At 43.3% G+C, this 19,768-nt stretch carries 16 protein-coding genes; 4 read left to right on the top strand and 12 right to left on the bottom strand.

What is annotated here, in order from left to right:
• Positions 1-80: 80 nt before the first annotated feature.
• The 3 genes from WFY05_RS13405 to WFY05_RS13395 all read left to right on the top strand — a co-directional run bounded on the left by WFY05_RS13405 (position 81) and on the right by WFY05_RS13395 (position 5,630).
• On the top strand, positions 81-4,091 hold the full coding sequence (locus WFY05_RS13405) for an FG-GAP-like repeat-containing protein (protein WP_340113400.1): 4,011 nt from the start codon (positions 81-83) through the stop codon (positions 4,089-4,091).
• Between the two features lie 21 nt (positions 4,092-4,112).
• Positions 4,113-4,499, top strand: a complete 387-nt coding sequence (locus WFY05_RS13400) for a hypothetical protein (protein ID WP_340113399.1) — start codon at positions 4,113-4,115, stop codon at positions 4,497-4,499.
• Positions 4,500-4,634: 135 nt separating this feature from the next.
• Positions 4,635-5,630 carry a glycoside hydrolase family 43 protein gene (locus WFY05_RS13395; protein WP_340113398.1) on the top strand — a complete coding sequence of 332 codons (996 nt, stop codon included), beginning with the start codon at positions 4,635-4,637 and terminating at the stop codon, positions 5,628-5,630.
• A 33-nt stretch (positions 5,631-5,663) separates the two neighbouring features.
• Here WFY05_RS13395 and WFY05_RS13390 read toward each other — a convergent pair whose 3' ends face one another.
• From WFY05_RS13390 to WFY05_RS13345, 10 genes are all read right to left on the bottom strand, one after another.
• Positions 5,664-7,271 carry a transglycosylase SLT domain-containing protein gene (locus tag WFY05_RS13390; RefSeq protein WP_340113397.1) on the bottom strand — a complete coding sequence of 536 codons (1,608 nt, stop codon included), beginning with the start codon at positions 7,269-7,271 and terminating at the stop codon, positions 5,664-5,666.
• Between the two features lies 1 nt (position 7,272).
• Entirely contained in the window at positions 7,273-7,905 is a 633-nt protein-coding gene (locus tag WFY05_RS13385) for a DUF5683 domain-containing protein (RefSeq protein ID WP_340113396.1), read from the bottom strand.
• Positions 7,906-7,963: 58 nt separating this feature from the next.
• Positions 7,964-8,830 (bottom strand): ParB/RepB/Spo0J family partition protein, encoded by an 867-nt coding sequence (locus tag WFY05_RS13380; protein WP_340113395.1) that lies wholly within the window; start codon positions 8,828-8,830, stop codon positions 7,964-7,966.
• A gap of 7 nt (positions 8,831-8,837) precedes the next feature.
• Complete coding sequence (locus WFY05_RS13375) at positions 8,838-9,641, bottom strand: ParA family protein (protein ID WP_340113394.1); 804 nt, start codon at positions 9,639-9,641, stop codon at positions 8,838-8,840.
• 120 nt (positions 9,642-9,761) lie between these two features.
• Complete coding sequence (locus tag WFY05_RS13370) at positions 9,762-10,712, bottom strand: bifunctional heptose 7-phosphate kinase/heptose 1-phosphate adenyltransferase (RefSeq protein WP_340113393.1); 951 nt, start codon at positions 10,710-10,712, stop codon at positions 9,762-9,764.
• A gap of 299 nt (positions 10,713-11,011) precedes the next feature.
• The gene (gene priA / locus WFY05_RS13365) at positions 11,012-13,486 is read right to left on the bottom strand and encodes a replication restart helicase PriA (protein ID WP_340113392.1); all 2,475 of its coding nucleotides are present in this window, start codon (positions 13,484-13,486) and stop codon (positions 11,012-11,014) included.
• A gap of 62 nt (positions 13,487-13,548) precedes the next feature.
• Positions 13,549-14,412 (bottom strand): 4-hydroxy-3-methylbut-2-enyl diphosphate reductase, encoded by an 864-nt coding sequence (locus WFY05_RS13360; RefSeq protein WP_340113391.1) that lies wholly within the window; start codon positions 14,410-14,412, stop codon positions 13,549-13,551.
• On the bottom strand, positions 14,409-15,104 hold the full coding sequence (cmk, locus tag WFY05_RS13355; protein WP_340113390.1) for a (d)CMP kinase: 696 nt from the start codon (positions 15,102-15,104) through the stop codon (positions 14,409-14,411). The genes WFY05_RS13360 and cmk overlap by 4 nt, the downstream gene beginning before the upstream one ends.
• Positions 15,105-15,155: 51 nt before the next feature.
• Complete coding sequence (gene porQ / locus WFY05_RS13350) at positions 15,156-16,184, bottom strand: type IX secretion system protein PorQ (RefSeq protein ID WP_340113389.1); 1,029 nt, start codon at positions 16,182-16,184, stop codon at positions 15,156-15,158.
• Positions 16,185-16,242: 58 nt separating this feature from the next.
• Positions 16,243-16,566 (bottom strand): hypothetical protein, encoded by a 324-nt coding sequence (locus WFY05_RS13345; protein WP_340113388.1) that lies wholly within the window; start codon positions 16,564-16,566, stop codon positions 16,243-16,245.
• A gap of 63 nt (positions 16,567-16,629) precedes the next feature.
• Here WFY05_RS13345 and WFY05_RS13340 point away from each other — a divergent pair, with 63 nt between their 5' ends.
• Positions 16,630-17,697 carry a DUF362 domain-containing protein gene (locus WFY05_RS13340; RefSeq protein ID WP_340113387.1) on the top strand — a complete coding sequence of 356 codons (1,068 nt, stop codon included), beginning with the start codon at positions 16,630-16,632 and terminating at the stop codon, positions 17,695-17,697.
• Positions 17,698-17,733: 36 nt separating this feature from the next.
• Here the strand turns inward: WFY05_RS13340 and WFY05_RS13335 are convergent, their stop codons facing one another.
• Entirely contained in the window at positions 17,734-19,224 is a 1,491-nt protein-coding gene (locus WFY05_RS13335) for an ATP-binding cassette domain-containing protein (RefSeq protein WP_340113386.1), read from the bottom strand.
• The gene (locus WFY05_RS13330) at positions 19,218-19,721 is read right to left on the bottom strand and encodes a YkgJ family cysteine cluster protein (RefSeq protein ID WP_340113385.1); all 504 of its coding nucleotides are present in this window, start codon (positions 19,719-19,721) and stop codon (positions 19,218-19,220) included. Before WFY05_RS13330 ends, WFY05_RS13335 begins: the two co-directional genes overlap by 7 nt.
• Between the last annotated feature and the right edge of the window lie 47 nt (positions 19,722-19,768).

The following is a 19,768-nucleotide window of genomic DNA, read 5'->3' as shown; positions in this document are numbered from 1 at the left end:
ACTTTAGTAGCTGAAGAATTTTATAAAAACGCTAAGGGGAAGTGTCCAGAAATAACGCTCATAAGAACCTAACCTCTCTTTTGATACAGCGATTCATTTTAATATTTATTTTACTTGTATCAATTCAGGCAACCCTTTATTCCCAACCTTTTAAGGATGTCAGTCTTCAGAGTAAAGTCTCTCTGGTATCAAACAACAATGGCGTTGCTGTAGCCGATTACGACAACGATAATGACCTTGATTTTTTTGTGGTAACCCGCTACAACAGTGTGACAAACAGAACTGCCAGCAGTTATCTGTTCAGAAATAACAACGATGGAACTTTTACCAATGTAACTGCTCGATCAGGGATAAACAGTGCACACAATTACAAGGATACCCCGGTTCCGGGACTGTACAGTTTTGGCGAAAAAATGGGTGCCTCCTGGGGCGATTATGATAATGACGGGTACCCCGATCTCTTTTTAACAAACGCTTTCTACAACGAATTATACCACAACAACAAGGACGGAACATTCACTAATGTTACAGCATCAGCAGGTTTCCCGGAAGAAGATAAGTGTTATCACACACATGCTCTGTGGTTCGATTTTGACAATGATTCTTTTCTGGATCTGTACCTGACAAGTATTTTTAACTGTAATGGTTCTTTTTACCGGAATAACCAAGATGGTACTTTTACTGAAATGACCGATCAGGTGGGTTTAGGGGGTTCGGGGCAAGCTTCATGGATGGCTGTTCCATGGGACATCAATGAAGACGGCTACCAGGACCTTTACGTCACACGGGATTTCGGTTCACCAAATGAATGCTTTATTAATGTGAATGGCGAATCTTTTGTGAATAAAGTGGCAGATTATGGACTGCAAGATGAAGGAAAGGACGGAATGGGAATCGCCCTCTCGGATTTTAATAATGACGGATTGGTTGATTTATTTATCACAAATATCAATGAGAGTTCGTTGTATAAACAAACCTCCACCGGAGTTTTTGAAAATGTAGCTGCAGATCTGGACGTAGAAAAAACAGATTGGGCATGGGGATGCCAGTTCCGGGATTTTGATCACGATTTGGATCTTGACCTGATGGTATTGAACGGCTTTAATAATAAAGCTGAAAACCGTTACTACGAGAATCAATCGGAAACGGGTCAGGAAGCATTTAGTGAGAAAGGTGTTGAATATGGTTTTGGTGAATTATCCTTCTCCAATTGCCTCGCCACCTTTGATTATGATCTGGATGGTGACCTGGATATCCTCATCTCAAAAACTGACGACAATCTGCAGTTGATAGAAAACCAACTGATTGATGGATCACCTGTCGATTCCAAAAACTGGCTTCAGGTCGGACTGGAAGGCACTACTTCAAACCGCGATGGCATAGGAGCCGTAATCCGGGTCTCCCTGGGAGATACGGTCCTGACGCGTTACTATCACGGTGCAAGCCTGATGGCACAGAGTCTTCAGCCTGTTCATTTTGGTCTGGGCGATCATACTGGAATTGATGAACTCACCATTACTTGGCCATTAGGACTAAAGGAAAAATATACCGGCGACGAAATACAAGTAAATACTTTTGTACACCTCGTTGAAAATGAAGGTACGGAAGTACTTGACATCTCAAGCGAGAAAATTCCCGGTTGTACCGATCCTAATTCGTGCAATTATGATCCTGAAGCAACTTATGATGATGGTTCATGCACTTACCTGGATGCGGCCGGTGGGATTGTCGGAAATACTTCTGCCGGAATAATAAGCACACATACATATTCTTATCCCGGCAGAAACGGAAGTACCTACAACTGGAGCATTAAGAACGGAACAATTATTAACGGACAGGGGGAATCCAGCATAACTGTGAGATGGGGAATTGCCGATAAAGGAGAAATCGAAGTCACCGAAATTAATGAATGTTATGGTCTTCCTGTAAAGCTTGAAGTAATGCTAAATACCACTGAAGCACCGGATAATGTTTCCGTTGCCCGAATGTGGAATGAAGTTCTTTTGGAAGGCATCCGAAACGACTACGCCAGACCAACCGTTCACGCTAGAAACCTTTTTCATACCAGCGTTGCGCTTTATGATGCATGGGCCTTGTTTGACGATGAAGCCGATACTTATCTTATTGGAAAGGAACTCCACGGCTACACTAACTATTTCGAAGGATTTGAAACAAAGATTAAAAAAGAGAAAGCGATTGATGCGGCCATGAGTTATGCAGCTTACCGGCTCTTAAGCAATCGATTTAAGTATTCACCACATCACGAGGAGACACAGGAGCAGTTGGATGCATTAATGAATATTCTTGGATACAATTCGGAATACACTTCCACGAACTATACCATGGGAAATGTAGCAGCACTTGGAAATTTTATCGGGCAATCCATCATCGATTACGGACTTTCCGACGGATCGAACGAGGCAAATAAATATGCGAATATATACTATCATCCGGTAAATGAACCACTGGTTCCTGTACTTCCCGGGAATCCATCAATAGCTTTTCCAAATCGCTGGCAGCCACTTGAACTGGATGTTTTTATCGATCAGGCAGGAAATGTAACAGCGGAAAACACACCCGCTTTTCTAAGTCCGGAGTGGGGCGATGTCGATGCTTTCTGTCTCGATTGGAAAGATGCCAACGTATTTTCCCGCGAAGGAAATGATTACACCGTTTACCTCGATCCCGGTGCACCACCTCATATAAACCAGCAAAAGATAAGCGGCTCGGATATCGATCTCTACAAATGGAATTTTTCGCTGGTATCGGTATGGAGTTCGCATCTCGATCCGTTTGATAGTGTGATGTGGGATATTTCTCCGGCAAGTATTGGTAATATTAACTTTAGTTCCCTGCCAAAAAATATAGTTAATCACGATGATTTTTACGATTTACTTCAGGGAGGGGACATCAGCACCGGCCGGGAAATAAATCCGTATTCGGGGCAGCCCTACGAACCGCAAATCGTTCCCCGGGGAGATTATACCCGTGTACTGGCTGAATTTTGGGCCGATGGACCCGACTCAGAAACACCTCCCGGACACTGGTTTGTATTGTTGAATTACATTAGCGATCATCCCAATTTCGAACGGAAATTTAAGGGAGAAGAAATTCTGGATCCTTTGGAATGGGATGTGAAAGCGTATTTTACGCTGGGAGGTACTATGCATGATGCTGCCATTGCAGCCTGGGCCGTGAAAGGCTGGTACGATTTTATCCGGCCCATTTCTGCCATTCGTTACATGGCCGATAACGGACAATCAACTGATCAGTCATTGCCCAACTATCATCAGGATGGAATTCCATTGATCGACGGATTTATCGAACTCGTGGAAGAAGAGGATTCGCTGGCCGGAACGGAGAATGAAAACGTAGGAAAAATAAAACTTTTTGCCTGGAAAGGACATAATTATGTGTATAATACTGAAACCGATCAGGCAGGTGTGGATTGGATTTTGGCCGAAAACTGGTGGCCCTATCAACGACCTTCGTTTGTAACTCCACCATTTGCCGGATATGTATCAGGGCATTCCACCTATTCGAGGGCAGCAGCAGAGGTGATCACGGCATTGACGGGCAGTGAATACTTTCCGGGTGGACTTGGAGAATTCGTTGCCAAAAAAAACGAATTCCTTGTATTTGAAGAAGGCCCCAGTCAGGATGTGGTGTTGCAGTGGGCCACTTATCGCGATGCTTCAGATCAGTGCAGCCTTTCCCGCATCTGGGGTGGAATCCATCCTCCCTGCGACGATATTCCCGGACGAATTCTGGGCGCCAAAATAGGACTGGATGCTTTTGCCTTTGCCGAGAAATACTTCCAATCAGAAACGGTAGATGTACCCTATCCTATCGCAAATGTTCAAACTAAGGTTTACCCGGTTCCAAGCTCTGATGGTTTAGTGTACATAACCGGGTTAAAAGCTAATCAGCTTTTTACCATTCATGATGCTTTAGGAAATATTGTTGCAGTCAAAAAGTCAAATTTTTCAGAAAGCGAAAACAGAACGGTATTAAACCTGAAAGACCTCGCAAACGGATTCTATATCGTTCGTTCCGGGCAACAATCGTGGAAGATAATTTTGAAAAAATAAGCAAATAAAACCTGACTTAGCATGAACTCAACAATCACGGATTCCTCCCATCAATCTCACGGAAAAACAATTACATATAATCTTTTAAGAATTCTGATAGCCTCCGGTTTAATTGCAATGTCGATATTGATACGAACCCGTCAGGATTTGTTTGTTTACGAAAATGGCAATATGAGTGCCATGTCTCCCGAATTGATCGCGATCCTGATTATTGGCATGTTTCTCGATTGGGATAAAATCTATCCGATTATTCTGGTATTGATGATAATTGCAAGTTTATTTCATTTCGTTTTTATTGGAATAGCCGATCACCTGACCGGTAAACTGATCTTACTTTCCATTGAAGCCGTAATGATAATAGCTTTGATTGCACTTATTCGAATCAGAAAAAAAGAAAAAACTGCATAGAAATAAAGAAATTTTCGGTCGAATTCTGAACTCACCTTGTGATTTTTTAGGACAGATTATACGAAGCTAAAAAACAAGGCTTCTTCATATTTGAAAATCCTTATATTTGAACTTTACTGAACAAATTAATACATCATGAAATTTACCCGACTTCTGATTTTAGTTGCTATCATCTCATTTTTTGCGCTCCAAAGTTATGCGCAGGAATATAAATTCGACAATCCCATTGCGGAACAACGCGCTGATCCATGGGTACATAAAACACCGGATGGAACGTACTATCTCATCGCCACTGTTCCCGCTTATGACCGTATTGTTATCCGGAAAGCAGAAAGTATAAACGGATTAAAGCAAGCCAAAGAAAAAGAGGTTTGGCACAAACATGAAACCGGCAAAATGGGAGCTCACATCTGGGCACCGGAATTGCATAAAATCGATGGTAGATGGTACATCTATTTTGCTGCGGGCGATGCAGAAGACATCTGGAACATTAGGATGTATGTGCTTTCTAATTCATCGGAAGATCCGATGGAAGGTGAATGGAAAGAAGAAGGCAGGATTATTACCGAGGATGATTCCTTTTCGCTGGATGCAACTACATTTGAACACAAAGGCAAACGCTATTTGATCTGGGCACAAAGAAAAGGCGATGGTACCGGACTGATCCTATCCGAAATGTCATCGCCCACCACGCTAACCGGACCGGAAGTGATTTTAACCGTCCCTGAATTTAACTGGGAGCGAATAAAATACAATGTGAACGAAGGACCCGCAGTGATCAAACGTAACGGAAAAATATTTGTAGCCTTTTCAGCGAGCGCTACCAATCACAATTATTGCATGGGTTTGTTATGGACCGATGACACCACTGATCTGCTGGATGTGGCGAACTGGAACAAATCGCCAGGCCCGGTATTTTTTACCAATCCTGATTTAAAACGCTACGGTCCCGGCCATAATTCTTTTACAACTTCCGAAGACGGAAAAAAAGTGATCATGATCTACCATGCGCGTGATTACAAGGACATAATCGGCCACGAACTGAGCGATCCGAACCGTGCCACACGCGCCCGGGTTGTAAACTGGACTGCCACTGGATTTCCTGACTTCATGCAGAATGTTGGTGACTAGAAACCCGACGAATGTGTTGGTTTGAGTTAATCCCTACCCTTTTCTTTTGATTTTGAGCTTTTGGCCCACATATAAACCACGATCGTTAGTGAGGTTGTTGAGTTTCATTATATCGTCGGAGCTAATGCCGGCGTACTGCTTGGCAATGTCCCAAATGGTGTCACCCCTGCGAACGGTATGATACACGTAATTTGGATCGAGCGGCTCTACTTTTTTGGGTGCTGCCGGTTTAACCGATTTACCAATGGAAGCCTGCTTTTCAGCAAAACTCATCGAATTCAGCTTTTCATATTTTGCCAGCTGTCCTTCAGGAACATAAACAGCCAGCTTTTGCCCGATGCGAATAATATCGCGGTGAATGTTGTTCCAATAGCGCAGATCGGAGGCCCGAACATGAAACCATGATGAAATAAAACCAACATTGTCGCCCGATTTAACGGTATAAACCACTTTATCTTTCCCCTTGATATCTGCAGGCGTAAAATAGCTGGTACTAGTCGGATCCATCAAAGTATTGTTCGGAAAATATTTCTCGCGTTCGAAAGCAAAAATGGTGGTGTCTTTGTCTACAAAATCAAGAATAACTGAATTTGGTAAAACCAAAGGATAAGGCTTCTTTGCTTTCCCTGGAATCACATCGCGGCGGTACATCGGGTTAAGCGCCCGCAACTCTTCTTTATCGATATCGAGCTTGGCAGCCACCTGGTTAAAATGCAGGTAATCGCTGATCATTACAGTATCAACCGACAGTGGAATATCAGGATATCTCTGTACCAGATTGTGTTCTTTATGATACTCGAAAGTATAGGCTGCGGCAATAAAAGCCGGAACATAACCACGGGTTTCGCGTGGCAGGCGGTAATAAATTTCCCAGTAATTGGTTTTCCCTCCCGATCGACGGATGGCACGATTCACGTTTCCCGGGCCACAGTTGTAGGCTGCAATGGCAAGGTGCCAGTTCCCGTAAATGTCGTATAATCGATTAAGATAGCGTGCAGCTGCATCAGTTGCTTTAAGCGGATCACGACGCTCGTCGACAAAGCTGGTAATCTCCAACTTCATGTTTTTAGCAGTCCCATACATAAACTGCCACAATCCATTGGCACCTGCTCTCGATCGCGCGGTTGGATTCAGCGCCGATTCAATAATAGCCAGGTACTTGATCTCAAGCGGCATGTCGTACTTGTCGAGAGTCTCTTCGAAAATCGGAAAATAGTAAGCCGACAAGCCCAGCATCACTTCCACCAGGTCGCGTTTCTTTTCGGTATACATTTGAATGTAGCGCTTAACAACCTTGTTGTACGAAAAGTCTACAACTTGCTCGATATCTCGCAGGCGCTCCATATAAACTGAATCAGAAATGTTGGTCGGAAACGAATTGAAAACCACCTCCGAACTGTCGAAATCAAAACGATTCTGAACTTCCCACGAATGAAAAAGACTGTCCATCCGCTCGGAGAAAATTTCATTCATAGCATCGTCCAACTCCAGCATTTCGTCGCTGATGGAATCCGATTCCACCGAATCAATAGCGAAGGTATCAAGTTCAGCCAGGTCAACAGGAATCGAATCCTGAACTTGTGCGATGGTGTTCACCGAAAAAATAAAAAGGATGATATTTAAAAGTAAGTATCTATTCATTTTAAAAAGTAAATGTACAGTTAATACCATAAATGGTTTCGCGATTAAACGAACTCATAACAGGTTGCCAGTTAAAAGTAAGATCATCACTCATATCGAAATCGAAAAAGTGGGCATCCACACTGGCATCAATAATTTGCAGGCCATAAAACCCAACGGTACAAATTACCAGCAAATCACGGTTTCGACGGTAATAATCCTGTTGTTTCGCCACATTGGTTTTAAAGTTGGTAGCATCAGGTTCCTTATCGAGGTTGTAATATTGTGCCCCATCCAGATCGAGGTGGGAATTGGTTTCCGGATCATCGTCAGTAAAATCGCTGTACGCTTGTTTCATGATCTGGTAATTATCATTGTTCCAGTAGATAAAATATCCCAAGGTCCCGAAACCCGCATATACCAGTGGAATTTTCCAGTATTTTTTATTGTAAGCCTGCCCCAGTCCCGGAAGAATGGCCGAATAAAGAGTAGCTTTTTTTGGCGAGTGTACCTCTTCCTGCTGCTGTTCCATTTGCTGATCCATCTCGACAATGCGCGCAGAATCTACCTCTAGGTTTTGGCCCTTTGCAGCGAGACAAAGAAACAGGACAGGTAACAGGACTAATATTCTGGAAGATAAGTTCCCTTTATTCACACTAAGAATTTTGCGCAAAAATAGAAAATACGCAGCGTAATGAGCTGAAAGTTAAAGTTTATTTTTGATTTTCAATTATTTTAACAATTCGCTCCAAATCCTTCTCCGATTTAAACGGAATGGTGATTTTCCCTTTTCCTTTTTCGTTCATCGAAAAATCGATTCGGGTATTGAAAACCTGATCGAGTTGCTTTTTAACCCCCGTGAAAGCTTTTGGGAACTTTGGTGATTTTTTAGTGCTTTTTGGATCTTCCTCTGAACTGAGGTTACGCACCAGTTCTTCAACCTTACGCACCGAATAAGCGTGTTTTACAATCTGCTCGTAAATGGCGATCTGCGTATCCGGATCGTCGATATTTATAATGGCGCGGGCATGCCCCATTGAAATCTCTTTATCAATCAGTCCTTTTTGAACAATGGCAGGTAGCTTTAATAAGCGCAAGTAATTGGCAATGGTCGAGCGCTTTTTCCCAACGCGCGAACTCAACTCTTCCTGGGTGTATTCCAGTTCGTCGATCAAACGCTGGTAGCTCAATGCTATTTCGATGGAATCGAGGTCTTCGCGCTGGATGTTCTCCACCAACGCCATCTCGAGCATGCCATCGTCTTTGGCTTTCCTAACGTAAGCCGGTATAGTTTCCATGCCTGCCATTTGCGATGCCCTGAAACGGCGTTCACCGGCAATGATCTGGTATTTATCTTCGGCAACCTTTCGTAGTGTAATGGGCTGAATAAGCCCGATTTCTTTGATGGAAGATGAAAGCTCTTTTAACGCTTCCTCATCAAATTTCGAGCGCGGCTGAAATGGATTTGCTTCAATTTTGCTCAGTCCCACCTCGCTAATTCCGGCTCCTTTCTGCACTTTTTCGGCGTCATCGATAAGTGCTCCGAGTCCTCTTCCCAGTGCGTTTCGCTTAACCATCATAAATAACTTAATTAATAACTATGTTTTTATCTTTCGACATCTGGGTCATTTCGTTGCGTTGCAGAATCTCGCGCGCCAGGTTCATGTGGTTGATCGCGCCGCGTGAGCTGGCATCGTACAACACCACCGGCTTACCGTAACTTGGTGCCTCGCTAAGTTTTACATTCCGCTGAATGACAGTTTCAAAAACCATTTCCTGGAAATGATGCTTCACTTCTTCGTAAACCTGGTTCGAAAGATTCAACCGACCATCGTACATGGTAAGCAGGAAGCCCTCAATAGCGAGTTCCGGATTTAAACGGTTCTGAATAATTTTAATCGTGTTGAGCAACTTGCCCAAACCTTCGAGCGCGAAATATTCGCATTGAACCGGAATAATTACCGAATCGGAAGCTGTTAACGCATTTACCGTGATCAGGCCCAGCGATGGAGAACAGTCGATAAAAATAAAATCGTAAATTTCTTTTAATTGCTCAATCGCGTTTTTCAACACTTTTTCGCGGTTGGGCATGTTCAGCATTTCAATTTCGGCCCCCACTAAATCGATGTGTGACGGAATAAGATCCAGGTTTTCGATCTGTGTTTTCAGTGTTACCTTGGTTGCTTCCACATCATCAACAATGCATTCGTAAATGCTCGATTGCACATTGTTCACATCAAATCCCAATCCTGAAGTTGCGTTTGCCTGCGGATCGGCATCAATCACCAGCACCTTTTGCTCGAGCACAGCCAAACTGGCGGCCAGGTTAATTGTTGTGGTGGTTTTACCAACTCCTCCTTTCTGATTTGCCAACGAAATTATTTTTCCCATCTACGCGTCTTTTTTCTTTTTAGAGTGGTTTCAAAGGTAACAAAATCACAAAAACCTGTGTCTATTTTTTATCAACGGGTTATCAGGATACTATTAACGACTATTTCGTTAATAACTTGTTTAGTACTTAGTGGATTTCATCTCTTTTCGAAGCTGCTCGCTGTCGACCGGAACCACGCCAACTTTCTCACAAACCAGTCCTCCGGCCAGGTTCGACATCAGTGCCATAACCTTTGGTGAGAGGCCTGCTGCCATGGCCAGACTGGCCACACCGATCACCGTGTCACCAGCTCCCGAAACATCTGCAATATCGCGGATTACTACCGGGTAATACTGCTCCTTAACTCCGTTGCTGATAAATACGCCAAGTTCAGAAAGGGTAATAAAGATAAGTTTCAGGTTCTGCTTTTGCTTGAAATCGTCGGCATACGCTTTTATGGTTTCCAGATCGTCCTTGGCAATTGGCTGCCCGATGCCTTCAACAAACTCCTTAAAATTGGGTTTGAACAGACTCACATTCTTGTAGTTCCAGAAATTCCGTCGTTTTGGATCAACGGCCGTTGGAATATTTTTTTCGATTGCTACTTTGTTGATCAATTCAAACAAGTTGGGCGTTATAATGCCCTTGTCGTAGTCAACAAAAACAATCACATCAATTTTATTATCCTCAATTTCCTGCAAAATAGCGTCGATCAGCTTTTGCTCCATTTCCGGAGAAATATAACTGGTTGACTCCTCATCCACACGCACAATCTGTTTCCCGCTACTGATGATCCGGTTTTTTACCGTCGTATTCCTCGAAGGATCGACCATAATTCCCTTGTTGCTCAATTCGCGTTTTACCAGCAGACTTTCGAATTCCTTGCCGTTATCATCGTCGCCGATTACCGAAAAAAGAATTGGTGTTGCCCCCAAAGCCTGAATATTACGACTTACGTTGGCCGCGCCGCCAAGCCGGTTTTCGCGACGTGTTACCGAAACAATTGGTACCGGTGCTTCAGGCGACAAACGTTCAACCTTGCCCCACAAATAAGTGTCGAGCATTGCGTCGCCGATCACTAGAACCCGCATGCGGGAAAACTGCTTAAAAATTTGATTTACGTCTTTACTGTTCACAAAAATGTGTTAAGGCTACAAATCTATAAAAAAATCCATGCCCGAAAAATGCGATGGAACATAAAACGAACGTGAGATTAAAAGAAAATTACACTTCGTTGAACAAGCCTGAAAAGAGTAATCAAAGATTGATGCAGATCGAAAACAAATTGATGCAAATTGATTCAATCTTATCAACCTCTTCAATCATTTCAATCCTGAAAACAACGGTATTCTTTTTAGAAAAGCATGCCGGATATTTCACGACGAGTTATCTAAAAGGGATCGACGTCGATATTGATCTGACTACTGCTGTTGGAAGGAGCAGATTTCACGATTTTTACTGCTTGCATGATTCCGGTTTTTACCTGATCGAGCGGGAGTTTCCTATCAATCTTTATCCAGATTTCTTTGTGATGCCACAACTGGATCCGGCTGATCATGGGGAATTCGGGGCCAAGTATCTGCAGCGATTTATTTTTCCGAAGCAGATTAGCCAGTTGTTGTGCCACCCGATCGACTGTCTCGAGATTTTTGTGCTTGACAACTATCTTCATCAAACGGTAAAAAGGCGGATATTTAAATAACTGACGCTCTTCAAACTGTTCTTTCAAGGTTGCTTTGTAGTTCTGCCTGCCGATCAGTCCGATTAAAGGATGCTCGGGCTGCGTGGTTTGAATAACCACTTTTCCCTGTTTGTGTTTTCTTCCGGCCCGGCCCGCCACTTGCGAAATCAGTTGAAAGGCTCTTTCGTGCGCCCTGAAATCGGGGAAATTGATCAGGTTATCGGCATTTAAAATCCCGACCACACTAACGTGATCAAAATCGAGACCCTTGGTAACCATTTGCGTTCCGATTAGAATGTCCGTTTTTTGATTTTCGAGCTTACCAACAATTTTTTCGAATGCATTTTTCGATTGTGTGGTATCCATATCCATCCGATCGACCCGGGCATTTCGGAAAAGTTGCTTGATCTCGTCCTCGATTTTTTCGGTTCCAAAGCCGCGCGTTTTAATTTCGGGCGAACCACACTCTTCGCATTTGTCGGGCAATTGATAGCTGAACCCACAATAATGACAAGTCAATCGCCGCTTGTATTTATGATAGGTAAGACTCACATCGCAACGCTCGCATTTTGGAATGTGCCCGCAGGTAAAACACTCGACGAACGGTGAATAACCGCGCCGGTTCTGAAATAGAATTACCTGCTCCCGGTTCTCGAGTGCAGTCTCCATCAGTTCGTACAATTGTGGCGTAAGCACCGAGCGCATCTCTTTACGTTTATAAGCACGTTTCATATCGGCCACAATTATTTCGGGCAATTCAACATCGGCATGCCGTTTCGTCAAATTTACCAGCCCATACTTTCCCGTAAGTGCATTGTAGTACGATTCATACGAAGGAGTTGCCGATCCCAAAACCACTTTGGCCCGGTTTTGATAGCCCATGACTACCGCCATGTCGCGGGCATTGTAACGCGGAGCCGGATCGAACTGTTTGAACGAGTTTTCGTGCTCCTCGTCAACTATGATCAGCCCGAGCCTGGAAAAAGGCAGAAATACCCCGGAACGTGCTCCGAGAATTACCTGGTAACCTTCGTCCGGTTTCTCCTCAAAAAGCAAAGTCTTTTCCCATATTTCAACCCGCTCTTGGCTATTGAGCTTCGAGTGATAAATACCTACTTTTTGTCCGAAAACATTTTTTAAGCGCTGAATGATCTGTGTGGTCAGTGCAATTTCAGGAACCAGGTAAAGTGCCTGTTTACCCGATTTCATGATTTCGTCGATCAGATGAATATAAATCTCCGTTTTTCCGCTTGCCGTAATTCCGTGGATCAATACCACCTGTTTGGTATCAAATTCATGCTTGATTTCTTCCAGCGCTTTAGCCTGGTATTTATTCAGCAAATTAATACTTACCTGATCGATTTTCTCTTCATCGAGCCGCGAAACTTGTTTTTGATATTCAACCAGAATCTTTTTTTCAACCAATCCTTTTACCAGCGCTGGAGAAAAATTTGTTCCGTCAAGCAATTCTTTTTTTGCAATCTCGGGCAATGCATCGGGTTCAAATAAATTGGTCGCGGCACAAAAATGCTGCAACAAAGCTTCCTGTTTTTTGGCCCGCTTTAACAACTCAAACTTATCAGTTAACTCTTTTTCTGAATTGATTATGGAATTCAGTTTTAAGTACGATTCGGTTTTGGGGCGGTATTTCCTGCTGATTTTCTCCTCGGCATAAACCAGGTTTTTCTTCATTAATGTTTTCAGGGTTGAATACGAAAAGCGCGTGCCCAGTTTTCGCTGAAGTTCTGCCAAAATATTTGTTTCATTCTCAATTTCACGAAGCATCAAAACTTCATCCTCAGAAAGTGAAACTTCTTCATCCACACCCGTTAAAAACACCTTCGATTTGCTTTCGAGTTTTAGCCCGGTTGGAAGTGCGGCACGAAAAACATCGCCAAGTGTGCAGCAATAATATTGTGCCATCCAGTGCCACAGTTCAAAATTTTTAGGTAGTACAACCGGATGATCGTCCAAAATCTCCTGAATTTCCTTTAGTTCATCAACATTTTCAGGTTTTGTGGCAGTAACTGCAGCCACCAGGGCGGCATACAGTTTTCGTTTCCCAAACTGAACGATGACGCGTTTACCCGGAGCCACAGCATTTTCCAGGGCCTGCGGCACTTTATATGTGTAGGCGTCGTGTAATGAAAGGGGCAATATTACCTGTGCATAATGTTGAGCCATATGGTAGTTTTACCAAGGCTAAAAATAACTAAAAAACCCGGAAGCAGTAGTTTACTGAAAAATCAATCAAACTTTTCGTGTACCCATTTTGCAGCTTCTTCCATTAGCCAGTTTGGTGTTGAAGTGGCTCCGCAAATGCCCACGGAATTAACTCCTTCGAACCATTCGGGATGAATTTCGTCGATGGTGGCAATTTTGTACGAACGTGGATTTTCCTCTTTGCAAATGGTGTAGAGGTAACGTCCGTTGGAACTTTTTTCGCCGGCGATAAAAAGAATGAGATCGAAACGGGTTGCAAACTTTTTTAGGTTGGGCACACGGTTCGACACCTGACGACAGATCGTGTCTTTAATTTCAAGCGGAACCCCGGGTTGCATTTTTGTTTTTACGCTTTGAGCAATGTCGTAAAAGTCTTCAATACGTTTGGTGGTTTGCGAATACAACGCTACCGGACGAGTCGGATCCACCTTTTCAACATCCGCCATGCTTTCGATCACGACTGCATTGTTATCGGTTTGGCCATTAAGTCCAATAATTTCGGCGTGGCCTTTTTTACCATAAATCACCACCTGCCCTTCTTGCTGATTGTTTTTCAGGTACGATCCTTTTACTTTTTCCTGCAAGGTGATCACCACCGGGCAGGTCGCATCAATCAGTTCAATATTATTTTTTTTAGCATGCTCATAAGTTTCCGGCGGCTCACCGTGAGCACGTATCAAAACCTTACAGTTGCTTAAGTTGAAGTATTCTTCCTTGGATATCGATTTTAAGCCCATTTTCTCGAGACGTTCAACCTCCATTCCATTGTGGACAATGTCGCCCAAACAATAGAGACTGCCTTCCCGCTTCAATTCATTTTCCGCTTCCTTAATCGCGTTTATCACTCCAAAACAAAATCCTGAACGTCTGTCAATCTCAACTATCATCCCTCTATTCTTTCTTTAACTTTGTTTATTGTCCACTCCAATTGTTCTTCACGTGTCATGTAACTAGTATCCAAAACAATTGCATCGCCAGCTTGTTTAAGCGGACTTACTTCGCGAGTGGAATCAATCTTGTCGCGGCCTTCAACATTGGAGAGTACTTCCTCGAAATTTACGTCCAATCCTTTTTCTTTCAGCTCTTTGTAACGGCGCTCTGCTCTGATTTCGGGCGACGCAGTCATGAAAATTTTCAGTTCGGCATTCGGAAAAACAACAGTACCGATATCACGGCCGTCCATCACAATCCCTTTTTCTTTTCCATTTTCACGCTGCTGATGAACCATTTCAGCACGCACTTCGGCAATGGTACTAATGGGGCTTACATTTTCAGAAACTTCCAACCTGCGAATTTCTTCCTCCACATTTTCTCCGTTAAGAAAAGTGGTGTTTTTCCCCTGTTTTTCATCCCACTGAAACGTAATTTTGATGTCCTTTAATCCATCGATCACTTTTGCTTTGTCCGGAACTTTATTTTCGATCCAGCCCTTACGCAGCGCCACAAGTGTAACCACGCGGTACATGGCACCGGTATCGATATAAACATAACCCAGTTTTTGCGCCAGTTGCTTGGCCATCGTACTTTTCCCGCACGACGAATGCCCGTCGATTGCAATTATGATCTTTTTCGTGCTCATATGATTTTAGCTAACAAAGATGAGAATTATTTAAGAGAAATTAGTCCTTTTCTAAAAATTGTCGTTCAGGTCGATCGTAATCGAGAAGAGGTTGGATGATCCGGCGAGGTGAAAACGCGAAATGCCGTAATCGAGCCTGAAACGTTTGATGCGCAGTCCAAATCCGGCGGAAAATCCAACCGTTGATGCCTTCTCTTCGAATTTTAGTTCCTGACGGCGCTGGTAATTATATCCGGCACGCAGAATAAAATTTTCCGAAGGAAGGAACTCGACTCCAAAAACCATGTGCCGCATAAACTGCTTCACAAATTTTTCATCGTATTCATAGATCGTTTCGGTAGAAAAATCCAGTTCTTCTTCGGGATTGGAAAGATCCCAGTGATTGAGGTGCTGCAGTGTAGCTGAAAAAATAATCGGAGCATGTTTCAGGCGCTGACTGACTCCCACTTCCAGGTTAAAGGGAATTTTCTCACGTTTACCATCCTGGTAATAAGTGGTAATCTGTGTTCCTAAATTTCGGGCCACGATCCCTATGGTTGTCAGTTGCGATTTACTGCTGAAATTCAAGCCCAGATCGGCAGCGATACCAAAAGATTGGTAACTTTCGAAAGATGAAAATATCGGTTTCAAATTCACCCCGTACCTCAGGCGCTGGTAACTGTTCGAGTAGATTAGATTCAGTGCATATTCAGCCGCTTTAAAGGTCGCTCCTGTAAGCTCTCCGTTCTCGAGCGCTTCTTCAAATTTTCCGTAATTGATATAGTGCATCCCCACTGCAAAATTGCCAATTCCCTCATACGATTGAGCATATGAGGCATAGCCATAATTCACATCGACCAGGTAATTCACATAATTCACTAAAACGCGGTCACTCATCTGGCCGTGAAGCAAGGATGGATTGTGGTATGGCAGGTTTAAATCCAGTGAATCGGAAATAGCGACTTGTGTACCTCCCAGTGCGGCAATCCGGGCCGAATTGGTAAGTTCCAGAAATTGATAGGTGTATTCCCCTCCAATCTGTGCCCGGCCGGTCAATGCAAGTATTCCGAGTAATAAAATAAGGTAAACCTTTCGCTTCATCCGCGATACTAATTTTCAATAGAACGCCAAAGGTAATTAAATAGTATAATTTGGAGTTTTAAAACCAGTTCAATTTGGTAATGACGTAATGGAAGATCAGTGCTACCAAAATCGCGACGATAATAAGACCAATTCCAAAGCCAATGTTTTGAATGTGTTTCTGATTTATCAGTTTAGACAGAATTCTTTTTTTGTCGCTCTCAGAATATTTCTTCTTACCAAGCGTACTAAAATCGCGCTTTTTAATGTGATAAAATTCGCCGATATCCTGCGAGCGACGGGCCTCTCCGCCTCCGCCGTCAGGTTTGCTACGTTTCGAGAGAAATTTTCGGGGCTTCATCGTTGCTATCCAACGCTGGTAACCCATTCCATTGTATCCCATAGCTTATTGGTTCAAAGGATTCCCATTCATTTTTTGTAACTTGTATAAACTTACTTAAAAACCATGGATCATTCAACTTTTAACCGGAGAGACTTTGTAAAGACATCACTGGCCGGTGCACTTGCATTAGCTGCAGGCGTGTATCCCTTCACCAATCCGGCCATAGTCAGCGTGGTAAAAATCAAGCAGAGAAATATTAAAAAAGCTGTTGATACAGCCATTCAACTGATTGGCGGAACAGAACAGGTCTTAAACGGAAAACAGCGGATCATGCTTAAGCCAAACCTTGTCTCACCCGACCCGGCATGTACCACAAAACCTGAAGTTATAAGGGCGCTGGCTGAAATCTTCAAAACAGCCGGAAAAGAGGTTTGTATTGGAGAGGGATCGGCAGCTGCAGAGGAATTCAACTTTAAGAACAATATTCAATATCGCACCAAAAAATCAGAGATTCTGGATCCGATGCAACAACATGTTTTCGACCAGCTGGGATATACCGCCCTCGCTAAAGAACTCGACATCCCGTTGATTAATCTTCACTCGGGGGAAATGAAGGAATTGAAGTTAGGAAACGGATTATTGTTCGATAAAATAACGTTTCATAAATCAGTGGCAGAAACCGACCTGCTTTGTTCGGTCCCTATGATGAAAACGCATGTGCTGGCCACAGTTACACTTGGAATGAAAAACCTGATCGGTGTTTATCCCGGCAGCGTTTATTATTCGGTACGTTCTTTTTTACACGACCGGGCTGCCGAAAAGAACTCGCAAGGCATTGCTTATGAAATTGTGGACATGGTGCGGGCCAGCAAGATGGGATTGACTGTTGTTGATGCTTCGATGGCTATGGAAGGGGACGGGCCTTCGGAAGGTGAAGTGGTAAAAATGGATTTGATCATTGCCGGAACCAATCCACTGGCAACCGATATAGTAGCTGCCAACATCATGGGATTTGAGCCACAGGAAATTCCAACATTCGCCTGGGCCATGAAAACCGGGATGCAACCCTCAGATCTCGATGATATTGAAGTGAGAGGTGAACCGATTGCTGCTGTTCGGCGAAACTTTAAAAGGCCAAATATTGTACCGTGGAATTCAATTAATAAGTTTTGGGGAGTTGAGGAATTGTAACAGAAGGATAAATTTCAGCATCAGTTGCAGTACATTTTAATTAAAATTACCCGAACCGGTTATCCGACCTTTTTCCAACTCCAGAAAATGTGTAACGCACGAAGGAACCTCTTCCTTTCGGTGTGTGACATAAATCAGGGTGGTGTGATTTTTAAAACAACTATCGTTCAGGATTGAAGTGAAACGTTCAATTTGCGACGAATCCAGCCCCTGGCACGGTTCATCCAAAATCAAAAGATCGGGTGATTTTATAAGTGCCCGTGCCAAAAGAATTATCCGTTGTTCACCCAGGGAAGCATGTAAAAAAGGAGCTGCCGCCAGATGTTCCATATCCAGAAGATGCAGCCATTTTTTTGCTATTTGCACTTCAATATGCGAATCGCTTGTGGAGAAACCAACTTCATCTTTAAATCCGGATAGTACAACATCGAGGCATTTCATCGAAGAAGAACTTACCTGGGTTGACGCTGCCGCATTGTACAAGCCGCGCCGGCGCAGAAAATAAAGGTGCAACTCGGGCGATACAAATCCTATTTTCTCCTTTATCTCCCAAATGCTTTCACCGCTTCCGCGTTTGCGGTCGAAAAGCACCAGATCGTTGACATAGCCCTGCGGATTATCGGCCGAGATCAGGCTAAGTAATGTTGTTTTGCCGGCACCGTTATGTCCTTGCAAAAGCCACTTTTCGCCCGGTTTTACTTCCCAGTTGATATCCGACAAAACAGTTTCACCACCAAAGGTAACTTTAACATTGCGCATTTTAACGATGGAATTGTAAGTTTGTTTTTCCTTCGTCTCCAGATTCGGATAAACATTTGATCCTTTATCTTCTAAAGCATCAGATCCGTTTCGGAGGTGTTGCGGTTTATCTTCGTTAAGTACCAATTCAATTAAACGATCCGAAAATGTCGGAATGAGACCGGATTCGCTCACCAGGACAAGTGTAATACCTGCTTGCTTTTGATTTTCAAGAAGTCGAAAAAGTGTTTCGCGTGCGTGCACATCCAGTCCCACAAAAGGCTGATCGAAAAGTAGCAGATCGGGTTTTTGTAACAAAGCTTCTGCCAGTTGAACGCGTTTTCGTTCGCCGTTGCTGAGCGACAATATTTTACGATCCAGCAAATATTCAATTTCCAGTTCCTGCAAAATTGTAACTTGATCTTTTTGTGAGATTCCGGTAACTTTTTTGAATAAGTATTCCTTAACGTCCGGAACCATTTCTTCGTTGGGTTTTTCATAGCGCTGGCTGTAATAGGAAACCCGCAACCCGGATGCCGACAGAAAATCGTCCTGTTGCGACACAATCTTTGAAGTTATTTCCTCAGCAAATGAAATTTGCCCTGAAGTTGGTTGTAGTTTTCGACCTGTAATGTTAAGAAGTGTGGTTTTTCCACTACCTGAAGGACCTGTGATTACTACAGTTTCACCTTTACCAATTTCAATATTTATATCCTGAAGTATGGTTTTGTAATGCACCTGATAGGCAATGTCAACCATTGTTACTATTGGATTTTGATAATTCACCATTCCCTCCTCTTAAGTTCTTCAACAATATCGCAAACCACTGGGCAGGTTTCGCAATTCTTGAGTGTAAGGTTCAGTATCTGGTAAAAACGTTTTCGGTCGGTGTGCGGATATTCGCGGCAAGCACGCGGCCGGCTTTCGTAAACCATGCAATAATTGTCGGGCAATAAAAACGGGCAGGGATGTTCCCTAAAGATCATGTCGCCGTCTTCGTCAACCTCGATGTATTGATCCATAATCTCCGACGGCTTCATTTTTAAATGTTTGGCCAGACGTTCCACATCTTTATCTATCAGTCGCGGACCGATAGTTTTACAGCAATTCGCACAATCGAGGCAGTCGAATTCGGAAAAAGCCTCTACGTGCAATTCATGAACCACATCATCAAGGTTCTTGGGCTTTTTCTTTTTTAGTTTTTTCAGAAACGCAGCAGTTTCCACCCGGTTTTTATCGGTTAGTATTTTTAATTGATCGGGCGTTTTGTACTCTACTTTTTTCATAAAGTTAATTTACTATAAACTGCATACTGCAACTGCCAACTGAATAC

Source organism: Maribellus mangrovi (genome assembly GCF_037646455.1).
Taxonomy (GTDB): domain Bacteria; phylum Bacteroidota; class Bacteroidia; order Bacteroidales; family Prolixibacteraceae; genus Draconibacterium; species Draconibacterium mangrovi_A.
This window is presented reverse-complemented; position numbering and strand designations above follow the sequence as displayed.